The following is a 13,013-nucleotide window of genomic DNA, read 5'->3' as shown; positions in this document are numbered from 1 at the left end:
CACCCGGTGAACATCCAGCTCCTGTCCGACCTGCACCTTGAGTCCAACCCGCACTTCAGCGTGCAGCCGGCACCGGGGGCCGATGTGCTGGTGTTGGCCGGGGACATTGGCTCTTACCAAAAGGGCTCCCGGCTCCAGGATGCGGACTTCGGCCTGGCGCGCTTTTCGCCGCTGCCGGTGTCTCAGGGTGGCGCGGGCTGGCCGGTGCCCGTGCTGTTTCTGCCCGGCAACCATGAGTACGACGGGCTGGACTTCGACGCGACGCATGCACGCCTGCGCGAAACCTGCGAGCGGCTGGGCATGGTCTGGCTGGAGCGCGAGACCGTGCTGCTGCAGGGGGTGCGCTTTGTCGGCACCACGCTGTGGGCCGACTTTGATGCGCTGACGGCCGAAGCGGCGCAAGCCGGCACGCTCACCCTGGCCGCGCAGCTCAAGGCACGCGAGAAAGCCTTTCGCGCGGCGAATTTCTACCTGAACATAGCCGCCACCCTGCGCGGCGGCAGCCTCATGCTGGCCGGGCAGGTGCGCGAGCAGGCGCTGCTCTGCCAGGCCTGGCTGCGGCAGGCGCTGGCCCTGCCTTTTGACGGCCCCACGGTGGTGGTGACGCACTTCGCGCCCAGCCTGCGCAGCGCCGACCCGCGCTACGGCCTGACGCCGGGCACCGCCGGGTTTTGCAATGCGCTCGATGACTTGCTGCCGCTGGCCGATGTCTGGCTGCACGGCCACCTGCACTGCCCGAGCGATTATGTGGTGCACGGCTGCCGCGTGGTGGCCAACCCGCTGGGCTATGCGCGCAAAGGCGAGCAGGCCGCTTTCAGGCCTCATCTGCTGATCGAAACAGGGCCCTGACCCTTGCCCCTGGCTTGTCATCGCCGGACTTGATCCGGGATCCATGGATGGCGAGTCAGGGTGAATCACTGAGCCGTGTTGGGGCTAAAGTGGTGTCTTGTTTGAGGAGTTGCGCATGAAAATTCTTCTGGCCGTGGATGGCAGCAAATACACCAAGAAAATGCTGGCTTACCTGAGCACGCATGACGACCTGTTTGGCACCAGCCACCGCTACACGGCGTTCACCGCACAGCCCCCTTTGCCGCCGCTGGCCCGGTCTGCCGTGAGCCGCGACATTGTGAACAGCTACTACGCCGACGAGACGGAAAAAATCCTCGCCCCCGTCTGCAAATTCATGTTGCGCCATGGCATTGACGCCAAGAGCAGCTGGAAAGTGGGCCCGGCCGGCGAGACCATCAGCAAGTTTGCCAACGCTGGCAAGTTTGACCTGATCGTCATGGGTTCGCACGGCCACAGCGCGCTGGGCAATCTGGTGATGGGCTCGGTCGCCACGCAGGTCCTGGCGCAAAGCGACATACCGGTGCTTCTGGTTCGCTAAAGACTGGTGCACCGGGACAGCGCCTCGGAAGTTGCTATGTTTTTCATAGCCACCTGCACGCAAACAACAAGGGCTAGCGGGCGTTCAGACCCTCAAAACAGGCGGCCAGCACGAGCTCAGCCAGCACCTCGTCGCCGTACCGGCCACCGGCTTTCAAAAATGCCAGCACCGGGTCGCAGGCGCGCGCGTACAAGATGTAAAGCACCACGTCGGCGGGGAGCCGTGGGTTGAGGCTGCCGTCTTGCTGGGCCGCCGCTATCCAGCCGCCGATCTGCGCGCCGAGCTGCCTCAGCTGGTCCGGAAAAACCGGGTGCGCCATCAGGGCAAGCCGCAGGCTGGAGTTCTGGCTGGGCAGCGCGGGCATGTCGCCGGCCAGCTGCAGCTGCAGCATCCAGCGCAGCACGGCCTTGAGCTGCTCCAGCGGCCGGGCGTTTGCCGGCAGGCTGGCCAGCAGGGCCTGCGCGCGCGTCAGCAGGCGCAGCATGGCCGCGGCGGCCAGGTCTTCCTTGCTCGTAAAGTGTTTGTAAAGACTGGCCTTGGCAATGCCGACCTCGGCGGCCACTTCATCCACGGTCATCAGGTCAAAGCCTTTTTCGGCCAGCAGGCGGTTGGCCGCCTCAACGATGGCATCTTCGCGGACCTGCCGCATGTGCGCCTTGAAAGACGCCTTGGCCGGGCTGACTTGGGGGAAAGTGCGCTGGGGCGTGCCGGGGCTGATCGTCATGCGCTTAGTTTAGGGCCTGTTAACGCTATTTTTACAAATGCGAACGGGGTGAAAACAGCATTAACAGGCCCTAGTACGCGGCCTGCGGTGCCGGGTTTAAGTCACAACAAATGTCACCACAAATGTGAACCCGGCTTGAGCCCATGGCCTGCAAAATTACTTTGCAAAACAAACAGAAATAAACAGTTTGTTCCAATTGCTGGTTTGCATCGTGCCGGGCCTGGCTGTATCTTGCACAGAAGACTTTTTGAGCCGCACTTCATCCACTGGAGAGCATTGTGAAAAGCACCGGAAGCTACTTTTTCGCCTGGCTGGCCGCTGCAGGGCTGGCCTTTGTGCTGGCTTTTGCCGCGCCCAATGAGCGCCGTGTCATGGGTCGTTTGCCGGCCTTCATGGCGCAAACGCTGGACCACCAGCGACTGGTGGCCGTGCCAGCCGGCCTGCACGCAGACCGCACCCTGGTCCTGATTACCTTTCAGAAAGACAAGCGCGGCCACATTGACAGCTGGATCCAGGGCCTGAACCTCAAGAACGACCCGTCGATTGCCTGGCTGCGCATGCCGGTGCTGGGCGAGCCGGGCAACGCCGCGGCCCGCAGCGCCGTCGTGAGCAAGCTGCTCAGGCACTACCCGGAGGCGGCCGAGCGCGCCAAACTGGTCCCCGTGTTTGCCGACAAAACCGGCTTCATCCGCTCGGCCGGGCTGGGCAGCACGGACCAGGTCTACGCCGTGGTCATCAACCGCGAGGGCGAGGTGCTGGCACGGGCCGAGGGGCAGTTTGACGCCGATAAGGCACAGGCCCTGCGCGAGACCCTGCTCGCAGAAAACCTGCGGGTCGCTGGCGGTCAGGGCTTGACCGTGCCCAGCGTGAAGTAAAACGTGGCCCCCTGCTGGGGTGCAGACTGGGCCCAGATGTGGCCGCCATGGCGCTCCACAATCCGGTGCACGGTGGCCAGGCCAATACCGGTGCCGGCAAATTCCGAGGGGGAGTGCAGCCGCTGGAAAGCTCCGAACAGTTTTTTAGCGTAGGCCATGTCAAAGCCCGCACCGTTATCCCTGACGAAGTAGACCTTCTCCCCGTCGTCGCCGGTCTCGCAGCCAAAGGCAATCTGCGTTTGTGGCTGGCCGGCGCTGAACTTCCAGGCATTGCCCAACAGGTTGTCAAACACCTGTTTGAGCAAGCGTGGATCACCGTGCGCCATCAGGCCGGGCTCGAGGTCCAGCCGCGCCGCGCGCTCGGGGTGACGCTCTTGGTAGCCGTCAAACACCGCCAGGACCAGCGCACTGAGGTTGACCGGCTCCCAGCGCAGGCGGGTGCGCGAGAGCTGTGACAGCGACAGCAGGGCATCAATCAGCTCGCCCATGTGGGCCACGCCGACGCGGATGCGCCTGATGAAGTGCTGGCTGCGTTCGCTGGTCTTGGGATTGGCCGGCGCCGCCAGGGCTTTTTCCAGCAGGTCGCTGAAGCCGTCGATCGCGCTGAGCGGCGTGCGCAAGTCGTGCGAGACCGAGTAGGAGAAGGCTTCGAGCTCCTTGTTGGCAAATTCCAGCTGGGCCGTACGCTGCTTGACGCGCTCCTCCAGGCTGGCGTTGAGCCGCATGATCTCCTGCTGCGCGCGCTTGCGCTCGCGGATGTCGGTGTTGATGGCCAGCACCGCCGACGGCTGCCCCTGCTCATCGCGCACCAGGGTCCAGTGCCCCTCCACGCTCAGCAGGCTCCCATTCTTGGCCCGCTGGCTGAGTTCGCCCACCCATTCGCCGCGCTCCAGCAACAGCGCCATCGCCCGGTAAAAACCCGGCGCCTCATGGCTGAGGCGCACCCAGACGGACTGGCCCAGCATCTCGGCCGCCGACCAGCCATAGAGCCGCTCGGCGCCCTGGTTCCAGAACTGCACGCGGTGCTCCAGATCGCACACCAGAATCGCCTCATGGGCCTTGTCGAGCAGCGATGCCTGCTCGCGCACCTTGGCGTCAGCCTTGCGGGCAGCCTCCTCCACCCGGCGGCGTTCGAGCTGGGAGCGGATGCTGCCAATGCCAAATGCCAGGTTGTCGGCCAGCTCCTGCAGCAGCCGGATCTCGTCATCGCTGAAACGCTGAGCCTCGCTGGCGTACAGGCACAACACGCCGAAAGTGCGCTGCTCGTTGCGCAGGGGCAGGCAGATGGCGCTGCGGTAGCCGCGCTGCAAGGCCGCTTCGCGCCAGTAGAAATGGTGGGTGGCGTCGGTGATGTCGCTGCTCTGATAGGGCTGGCCACGGCGTATGGTCTGACCGGCCGGGCCCTGGCCGGCGCCATGGCTGTCCAGCCAGCTGAGCTTGATCATGGACAGGTAGCCCGCCTCTTCGCCGGCGTGGGCCATGGGCTTGATGCTGCGCTGCTCATCGTCCTGGGCATAACCCACCCAGGCCATGCGGTAATTGCCCACCTCCACGGCCACGCGGCAGACATCGGCCAGCAGGTCCATTTCGTCGTCGCGCCGGTTGATGACGACGCTGGAGCGGCTGAGCATCTGCAGCGCGCGGTTGGTGCGCGCCAGCTCCAGATCGGCCAGCTTGCGATCGGTGATGTCGCGGGCCGTGCCCACCACGCGCTCCAGCTCACCGGTGGCTTTGAACACCGGGTAGGAGTGGTCGCGTATCCAGCGTGTCTGCCCATCGGACAAGCGGATGCGGTACTCCACATCGGAGCTCTCCCCGGCGTGGTTGCGCTCATTGGCCTGCAGCCGCACAGGCAGGTCCTCGGGGAAAATGGCATCGAGGTAGGACTTGGGGTTGGCGTACAGACTCTCGCAGCTGCGCCCCCAGATCTTCTCGTAGCCGGGACTGACGTAGAGCATGTGGTCGCTGCGCGCGTCCCGGTTGTAAAACACGTCTTGAATGTTCTCCGCCAGTTCGCGAAAGCGCGCTTCGCTGCTGGTCAGGGCCGCCTCGGCACGGGCACGCTCCAGTGCGATGCGGGCCAGACGGGTTGCGCTGTCCATCATCTCCAGGTCTTTGGCTTGTGGCTTGCAAGGCGTGCGGTGGTAGATGGCAAAGATGGCCAATACCTCGCCCTCGCCCGACAGCACCGGGATGGCCCAGCAGGCCTGCAGGCCATGCGACAGCAGCAGCTCCTTGAAGTCCTGCATCAAGGGGTCGCTGCCCACGTTATCGACCACGACCGGCTGTTTCAGGTAGGCGGCGGTTCCGCTGGCGCCCACACCATCGCCGATCCGCAGTCCGTCCATCTGCTGGTTGCAGCTCTCGGGCAGGCTGGGCGCAACGCCATGGCGCAACTGCGCCCCCTCCACCAGCATGATGGCGCACAGGCTGCCGGGCGCGCGGTTTTCGATGAGCCGCACAATCGCCTCCAGCGACTGCAGCAGCGGTGCGCCTTCCGCTATCAGCGCCAGCACCTGCTCCTGCGCGCGGGCAAAGGCCTCCGCAGCCTTGCGCTCCGTGATGTCGATAAACACCGCCACGCCACCGATCAGTTGCTTGCCCGCGTCGCGCAGGGGCCGGGTGTTCATGCGCAGCACCCGGTCATTGATGCCGGGAGCGCGGATCAGCAAGTCCCAGTTGTCGAGGCTGACGCCGCGGATGGCCTGGCTCAGCGGCCGGTCTTGCCGCCCAATGACGGTTTTGCCATCCAGCATCAGCGCTTCATGGTTCTGGTACCAGCTGTCCAGCGAGGCACCGGGCATCGGCAAGGGAAAGAGGCGGTGGGCTGCCGCATTGAACAGCAGGAAATGGCCCCCGGTGTCCGCCGCAATCACGCCCTCGCTCATGCTGTTGAGCATCAGGTCCAGCAAGGAGCGCTCCTTGCCGACATGGCGCAACGCGGCGTCCAGCTCGTTCCTGCGCGCCTGCAGTGCGCTGGCCATGCGGTTAAAGCTGCGCCCAATCTGGCTGAGCTCGCCCTGGTAGCGGCGGCCCACGTCGACCCGCGCCGCCAGGTTGCCGTTGGCCACCTCGTTGGCTCCCTTGAGGATGGCCTGGGCGGGATTGACGATCAGGCGGTCGCCCATCCACCAGGCGCCGGTAATCCCGAGCAGGGTCACGGCCAGCAGCACCAGCAGCTCAAACCCCAGTACGTCCCGGGACTGCGCCGCGATCCGCTCGTACGGCATGCTGATGGCGACAAACAGCCCCCCGCCGTCACCGCCAGGCACCGGTGCAAAAGCATAGATCTGCTGCAGGCCCTCCGTATCCGGCGCATGCCGCAGGCCCTCCTGCCGTCCCTGCAGGGCTTTTTGCACAACCAGGTCCGGGTGCCGGCTGCCGAGCAGCGCCGGCTGGGCGGGCTGCGCGGCCAGCACGACGCCGTTGCGATCCAGCACCGCCAGCCTGGCACCGGGCAGCACCGACACGCTGGTCAGGGCGCTGTCCAGAGCCGGCAGGCCCAGTGCCGCGAAGGCCACCGCGTTGATCGCGCCTTCATTGCCATGCACCGGCACGGCAAAACCGATACCGGCCTGCTGGCTGCTGCTCTCGCCGCCATACTGCCCGACGGCAAAGCGCTGGCCAGCCATTAGCTGCTTGAAAAAGGTCCAGTCACCGGCGTCAACATCGCCGCTGACCTGTCGCGCGTTGCAGATCAGCTTGCCGTCCAGCCCGGCCACCCCGAGGTTGCTGAACTGCGGGCGCTGGGCGTGCAGGTTTCTCAGGTACAGCCCGCACAGGCCGGGGTTGAGGTTCTTGATGTCGCTGGCAATGCCGTCAAGCTGATGGCTCACCATTTCAACCAGCCGCTGCTGGTGCACGGCCGCCAGCAAGACTTCAGACTGCAGGTTCGATTCGGCCAGCATGATGGCTGCCTTGCGGTTCTGGGCGGACGAGTAGGCGAGCAGGCCGAACACAGGCACCAGTGCAATCAGCACCAGCAGCACCAGACGGGACCGCAGACCCAGCCACCTCAACATTTGATTACCTTGCGCCCTTCACCGTGAAAGCAGCATCATGCCGCACTTGGGAGCCCGGCAGACGCCTTGCCCCAGTGTGCGAAAGGTCCGGGGTTTGTAGATGGGGTCAGGCCAGGACCGGCGCCGGCTTCCTGCTGCTGCATACCAGCGACATGGCCGCCTGCTGCTTGAGCGCCGCGGTCAGCGCGTCCAGCACCTCGGACTCCAGGTTCCAGCAGTGCCAGTACAGCTCGATCGGCAGCGTGCAGGCCGGCACGATGTTGACCAGCAGACCCTGTTCGATCAGCGGCTGGGCCAGCAGCCGCGGCACCACACTGACGCCCCAGCCTGCCAGCACCGCGCGCACCTGGCCTTCCGACGAGGGCACGAACAGCTGGTTGAGCGTGACGCGCTTGAGTCCGAAGGCCTTGCCGACAAACTCGCTTTGCATGTCGTCCTTGCGGTTGAAGGCAATGAAAGGCACCTCGCGGAAATTGTGTGCCGTGAGCACGTCAGCTGCCGCTTGCTTGCCGCCGCCCGGGTCGCCCGCCGCGCACAGCCGGCTCTGGACCAGCCCGGGCGAGGCCACGGCGATGTACTCCATGGCGCCCAGCGGTGCCACCTTGCAGCCGCGCAAGGCCTGCTTGAGCGTGGTGACGCAGCCCAGCACCTGTCCTTCGCGCAGCCACTCGTGGGTGAAGTCCTGGTCGTCGGCGATGATTTCCATCGGCAGCCCCTGCCGCGCCAGTTCGTTGAGCGCGGGCAGAGCCCAGGTGGCAATGCTGTCGGCGTTGATGGCAATCGAGATGCGCTCCTCTTCGCGCGCACCGCCGAGCGAGCTCGGGGCCAGCTCCTTGAGATCACGCTCGAGGTCGGCGCGCAGCAGGCGCAGCATTTTGGTGTGCTTGAGCAGCAGCTGGCCGGCCGACGTGGCTTTTAGCGGGCGGCTGCGCACAATCAGCACGGTGCCGACCTGCGCCTCCAGCGCCCGCAGGCGCTGCGACACCGCCGATTGGGTGATCGACAGGCGCTGGGCGGCGCGCTCGAAGCCGCCCTCTTCCACAATTGCGGCCAGGCACTCCAGGGCGTCGGGATCAAAGGTACTCATGGTGCGGTCTCCCGGGGTGGTTTTGTATTAGCTGTGCTGATGTTTTCACTGATAGTTTAATTTTTCTTTTAATTGAAAGCAACATCCTGCACACTGCGCTTAAGGAGGCTGCTGGCATGAAAGTCGTTGTTTTGGGTGCGGGCATTATTGGCGTGAGCACCGCCTGGCATTTGCTCGAGCGCGGTCATGAAGTCACCGTGGTCGACCGCCAGCCCGAGGCCGCGCGGGAAACCAGTTTTGCCAATGCCGCGCAAATTTCGGTGAGCTACTGCGAGCCCTGGGCCAACCGCGAGGCCCCGCTCAAGGCCCTCAAGTGGATGTTCGACAAGCAGGCGCCGCTGCTGTTTCGCCCCCAGCTGGACTGGCGGCAATGGCGCTGGGGCCTGCAGTTTCTGAGCCAGTGCAACGACGCCGCGTTTGAGCGCAATGTGCAGCAGATCGTGGCGCTGGGCGCCTACAGCCATGCCGCGCTCAAGGACGTGGTGCGCGCCACCGGCATCGAGTACCAGCGGCTGGAGCGCGGCATTGCGCACTACTACACCGACCAGAAGTCCTTCGACATGGCCGGCGACGCCGCCCTCCTGATGCAAAAGTACGGCGTGTCGCGCAAGGTGGTCAGCCGCGACGAGCTGCTGCGGATTGAGCCGGCCTTCAAGTCGTTTGCGCACCGCATCGTCGGCGGCACCTACACCGCCAGCGACGAAAGCGGCGACGCGCGCCTGTTCACCCAGGCCCTGGCACAGCGCTGTGCCGAGCGCGGCGCCCGCTTTTTGTACGGCTACGATATTGCCCGGCTCGACAAGGCCGGAAACGCTATCGAATCGATAGCTGTCCGCGCACGCAATACGAGGGCTACAGGCCAGAACGACCTGCAAAACGATCTGCGACTCAAGGCCGATGCGGTGGTCGTGGCCTGCGGCTCGTACAGCGCCCCGCTGCTGCGCACCGTGGGTGTGGACCTGCCGATCTACCCGGGCAAGGGCTACAGCGCCACCTTCAAGCTCAAACAGCCCGAACGGGCCCCCTTTGTGAGCACCATCGACGACGAGGTCAAGTGCGCCATGAGCCGCCTGGGCGACCACCTGCGCGTGGCCGGCACGATTGAGCTGGGCGGCTACGACCATTCCCTGGACACGCCGCTGGCCCGGGCGCGCTGCCACATGCTGGCCCGGCGCATCGAGGAAGTGCTGCCCGGCGTGTGCGACACCCGCACCGAGGAAGAAGGCGGCCAGCCACACTTCTGGACCGGCCTGCGCCCTGCCACCCCGACCAACATCCCCTACATCGGCAGGACCCCGCTGCGCAATCTGTGGGTCAATGCCGGCCACGGCACCCTGGGCTGGACCCATGGCGCGGGCTCGGGCAAGGCGCTGGCCGAGCTGATCAGCGGCGTGCAGCCCGAGATGGCCTTTGGCTTTTACGGCTTTGAGCGCCCCACGACCGGGCTGACGGCCCGGACGGCCTGAAAATCGGCTGCTGCCGGCGGGCTGCCGGCCTTGAGCCGCTCCAGCAGCTGCTCGGCGCAGGCCCGCACCGCCTCGTGCAGTTCCGGCGGCTGGCGGATCTCGAAGTCAAACGACAGACTGGCCAGCTGCCGCGCAAACCAGCGCAGATTGTCGGTCTGGCTGTGCAGCAACACACCGTCAGCGCAGGGCTGGAACAGGCCAATACTCTTGGACAGTTCGCACTGCGCGGTTTCAAGGCTGGTGCGCAGCAGCACCTGGATGCTGATGGCGCGCGGCATGGTGACGATGCCCAGCGCCAGATGCCGGACCGCATCAAAGTCCGCCGGCGGCTTGAACACCGCATTCACGGGCTGCACCTGCAGCACGCGGTCCAGCCGGAAAGAGCGCAGGTCGTGGCGCAAGTGGCACATGCCCACCACATACCAGCGCCCGTCCCGCCAGGCCAGGCCATAGGGGTCGAAATCGCGCTGGCTGTCCTCGCCCTGCGCGGAGCGGTAATTCAGGTGCACGCGCTGCCAGCCATGGGCGGCCGCGCTCAGCGCCAGCAGCGCGGAGTTGTCACCGGGTGACACCGGGCGGCCCAGGTCCAGCCTCACGGTCTCGCCCAGCGCCCGGATGCGGTGCTTCAGTTTGCCGGGCATCACGCGCTCCAGCTTGGCCTGCGCACTTTGCACCGCAGGCGCGGCCTCGGCCAGGCCCAGGCCGCGCGCCGCCACCAGGCCGATGGACAGGGCCAGCGCTTCATCGTCGGTGAACATCATGGGCGGCAGCTTGAAACCGGCGATCAGGCTGTAGCAGCCATAGCGGCCTCGCTCGGCCACCACCGGAATGCCCAGATCCTCGAGTTTGGCGATGTAGCGGCGCAGCGTGCGGCCATCGACCGCCAGCCGCTGCGCCAGCTCGGCGCCGCTCAGGCGGCCATGGGTTTGCAGCAGCTCCAGCACCGTCAGCACGCGTGTGGTCGGTGAGTACATGCGCGCAAGTCTAAAACTTAATCAGGGCTGTTATCGCCCTAATTGACTTTTACATTGCATTCATGCGGCCGATGTCCGGCCGCCAATCCAAAAAGAGGTGATGCCATGAACGCTGCCGTCCAACCCGTGATCGACCCCACCGAAGGGCTGCATGATTTTGATTTTTTACATGGCCACTGGCGGGTGCACAACCGGCGCCTGCGCCAGCGCCTGCACGGCTGCACCGAGTGGGAAAGCTTTGAGGCCACGCAGTACTGCATGCCCTTGCTCGGCGGCATGGGCAACACCGACGAACTGCGCACCCAGGCAGGGCCGGTCGGCATGTCGCTGCGCTTTTTCGACCTGCAGGCCCAGCAGTGGCAGATCTACTGGGTCAACCCGCGCGACGGCCTGCTGCAACCGCCGGTCAAAGGGGGATTCATCAACGGCACCGGTTATTTTGAAGGCGTGGACGAGCACGAAGGCCGGCCGGTGCGGGTGCGCTACACCTGGTCGGGCACGCGCGCAGGCGCGCCGCGCTGGGAGCAGGCCTACTCGGCCGATGGCGGCAAGAGCTGGGAGACCAACTGGGTCATGTCCTTCACGCGCACGGACGCAGCGCCACCTGCACATGAACCGCTGCCCACGGCCAGCCATGACTTCGACTTCTTCTTCGGCCGCTGGAAGGTGCGCAATCGCCGACTGCTCAAATCACCGCAAAACGGAAACGACTGGGAGGTTTTCGAGGGCTTGCAGATCTGCGAGCCACTGCTGGGCGGCCTGGCCAACTACGACGAGCTGTGCGATGCCGATGGCCTGCCGCTGGGCCTGTCCATCCACCTGTTCGATCCGGCTGCGCAGCGCTGGAGCGCTTACTGGGTGTCGGCACAGGACGGCTGGCTGCAGCCGCCGGTGGTGGGCGGTTTTAGCGATGGCCGCGGCGTGCTCGAAGGCGCCGACACACTAGCGGGCCAGCCAGTGCGCCTGCGCTACACCTGGTCCTACCTGGACACCCCGGAGCCGCGCTGGCAGCAGGCGCATTCAAGCGACGAGGGCCGGACTTGGGAAACCAACTGGATCATGGACTACTCGCGCGTGGAAGCCTGATATGGAAGGACTGGCCTTGAACCAGACGGCCCACCTGTGGCTGTTTTTCGTGATGGTGCTCGGCGTGATCGTGCTGCCGGGGCTGGACATGGCCTTTGTCATGGCCAGCTCGCTGGTGGACGGGCGCCGCTGCGGGCTGTCGGCGGTGGCCGGCATCGTGACCGGCGGTGCGGTGCATGTCACCCTGGGCGCCATCGGCATCGGCGTGGTGCTCAGGCTGTTCCCGGCGGCCTTCAATGCCATGCTGCTGGCCGGCGCGCTGTACATCGCCTGGATCGGCCTGTCGCTGTGGCGCGGCGCTTCGGCGCTGGGCGAGATCGGTGAAACCCGCTCGCGCACCCTGCCGGCCACCTTTGGCCGCGCCGTGCTGACCTGCCTGCTGAACCCCAAGGCCTATGTCTTCATGCTGGCGATCTTTCCGCAGTTCCTGCGGCCCGAGTACGGGCCGGTCTGGCTGCAGGCCGTGGTGCTGGGCCTGATCATCGCGCTGACGCAGGCCGCAGTCTACGGCGCCATGGCCCTGGGCGCGGCCGGCGCCCGGGACTGGCTGCGCCGCAACCCCGAGGGCCAGGTGCGGGTCGGCCAGGCGGTGGGCGTGGTCCTGCTGCTGGCGGCACTGTCCACCGCCTGGGGCGGCTGGCGCGGGCTGTGATGGACCCGCGGCTCGCGCCGGACTCTCGCCAGCGTGCCCGGCACAGCCGCGCTACCATCGCCACATGAGCGCACCCCGACAACCCCGACATTTCCTCTTCCTCGCCACCTCCACCCGCCAAAGCCCTGAAGACGGCGGCCACCTCGGCAACACCGAGTGGCTGGCCCGGCAGGCCGCAGCAACGCTGCCGGCCGGCACGACGCAAACCTGGCACCACCTCTCACGCATGACGCTGCCGGCCTTTGTGGACCAGCGCCACACCACCGGCCAGTACGCCATGCCCGTCGGCGACCTGAAAACACTGCTGGCCGCCACCCTCGCGGCCACCGACCTGGTGCTGGTGGCGCCGGTCTACTGGTACAGCATGCCCGCCCCGCTCAAGACCTATATCGACCACTGGAGCGCATGGATGCGCATTCCGGGTGTGCCGTTCAAGGACGAGATGGCGAAAAAGACGCTGCGGCTGGTCACCACCAGCGGTGACCGTGCCAAAGCGCAGCCGATGATGGACTCGGTCAAGCTGTGCGCGCAGTTCCTGTCCATGACGTATGGCGGCGAGCTGTGGGGCAAGGGCGGGCCGCCCGATGCGGTGAAAGCCGATGCGGCGGCCGTGGCGCAGGCCGCTACCTTCCTGAACAGCCCCTCGTAGCCTCGCGCCGGTCCGGTCAATCATTCGCTATTGTTTTGATAGCTGTTTGCGCATGATTTGCGCCGGCCGCACCTGTTTTTACCTTTAAAAA

The 13,013-nt window shown here is 65.8% G+C and carries 11 protein-coding genes; 7 read left to right on the top strand and 4 right to left on the bottom strand.

Annotated features, from left to right (window positions below; all coding sequences use genetic code 11):
- Nucleotides 1-6: 6 nt before the first annotated feature.
- Nucleotides 7-849 carry a metallophosphoesterase gene (locus V6M61_RS16105; protein WP_332777595.1) on the top strand — a complete coding sequence of 281 codons (843 nt, stop codon included), beginning with the start codon at nt 7-9 and terminating at the stop codon, nt 847-849.
- Between the two features lie 115 nt (nt 850-964).
- Nucleotides 965-1,387: a universal stress protein gene (locus V6M61_RS16100; protein WP_332777594.1), complete on the top strand. Its 423-nt coding sequence runs from the start codon at nt 965-967 to the stop codon at nt 1,385-1,387.
- 73 nt (nt 1,388-1,460) lie between these two features.
- On the opposite strand, the gene V6M61_RS16095 is transcribed toward V6M61_RS16100, so the two are convergent.
- The gene (locus tag V6M61_RS16095) at nt 1,461-2,111 is read right to left on the bottom strand and encodes a TetR/AcrR family transcriptional regulator (protein WP_332777593.1); all 651 of its coding nucleotides are present in this window, start codon (nt 2,109-2,111) and stop codon (nt 1,461-1,463) included.
- Nucleotides 2,112-2,389: 278 nt separating this feature from the next.
- Between V6M61_RS16095 and V6M61_RS16090 the strand changes: the two genes are divergently transcribed.
- Entirely contained in the window at nt 2,390-2,986 is a 597-nt protein-coding gene (locus tag V6M61_RS16090) for a hypothetical protein (protein ID WP_332777592.1), read from the top strand.
- Here the strand turns inward: V6M61_RS16090 and V6M61_RS16085 are convergent.
- Nucleotides 2,956-7,008, bottom strand: coding sequence for a PAS domain S-box protein (locus V6M61_RS16085; protein WP_332777591.1), 4,053 nt, complete (start codon nt 7,006-7,008; stop codon nt 2,956-2,958). The genes V6M61_RS16090 and V6M61_RS16085 overlap by 31 nt on opposite strands.
- A 106-nt stretch (nt 7,009-7,114) precedes the next feature.
- Nucleotides 7,115-8,095: a LysR family transcriptional regulator ArgP gene (locus tag V6M61_RS16080; RefSeq protein WP_332777590.1), complete on the bottom strand. Its 981-nt coding sequence runs from the start codon at nt 8,093-8,095 to the stop codon at nt 7,115-7,117.
- Between the two features lie 86 nt (nt 8,096-8,181).
- Between V6M61_RS16080 and V6M61_RS16075 the strand changes: the two genes are divergently transcribed.
- Entirely contained in the window at nt 8,182-9,561 is a 1,380-nt protein-coding gene (locus V6M61_RS16075) for a D-amino acid dehydrogenase (RefSeq protein ID WP_332777697.1), read from the top strand.
- Here V6M61_RS16075 and V6M61_RS16070 read toward each other — a convergent pair.
- On the bottom strand, nt 9,513-10,535 hold the full coding sequence (locus tag V6M61_RS16070; protein WP_332777589.1) for a helix-turn-helix transcriptional regulator: 1,023 nt from the start codon (nt 10,533-10,535) through the stop codon (nt 9,513-9,515). The genes V6M61_RS16075 and V6M61_RS16070 overlap by 49 nt on opposite strands.
- Nucleotides 10,536-10,640: 105 nt before the next feature.
- On the opposite strand from V6M61_RS16070, the gene V6M61_RS16065 reads away from it, so the two are divergent.
- From V6M61_RS16065 to V6M61_RS16055, 3 genes are all read left to right on the top strand, one after another.
- Nucleotides 10,641-11,621 (top strand): hypothetical protein, encoded by a 981-nt coding sequence (locus V6M61_RS16065; RefSeq protein ID WP_332777588.1) that lies wholly within the window; start codon nt 10,641-10,643, stop codon nt 11,619-11,621.
- Between the two features lie 16 nt (nt 11,622-11,637).
- Nucleotides 11,638-12,273 carry a LysE family translocator gene (locus tag V6M61_RS16060; protein WP_332777587.1) on the top strand — a complete coding sequence of 212 codons (636 nt, stop codon included), beginning with the start codon at nt 11,638-11,640 and terminating at the stop codon, nt 12,271-12,273.
- A gap of 64 nt (nt 12,274-12,337) precedes the next feature.
- Complete coding sequence (locus tag V6M61_RS16055) at nt 12,338-12,922, top strand: NAD(P)H-dependent oxidoreductase (protein ID WP_332777586.1); 585 nt, start codon at nt 12,338-12,340, stop codon at nt 12,920-12,922.
- The last annotated feature ends 91 nt before the right edge of the window (nt 12,923-13,013 follow it).

Origin of the sequence: Polaromonas sp. (assembly GCF_036676035.1) — a bacterium.
GTDB lineage: Bacteria > Pseudomonadota > Gammaproteobacteria > Burkholderiales > Burkholderiaceae_C > Polaromonas.
Note: the sequence above shows the minus strand (reverse complement) of the source record. Positions and strands in the feature narration are given on the sequence as shown.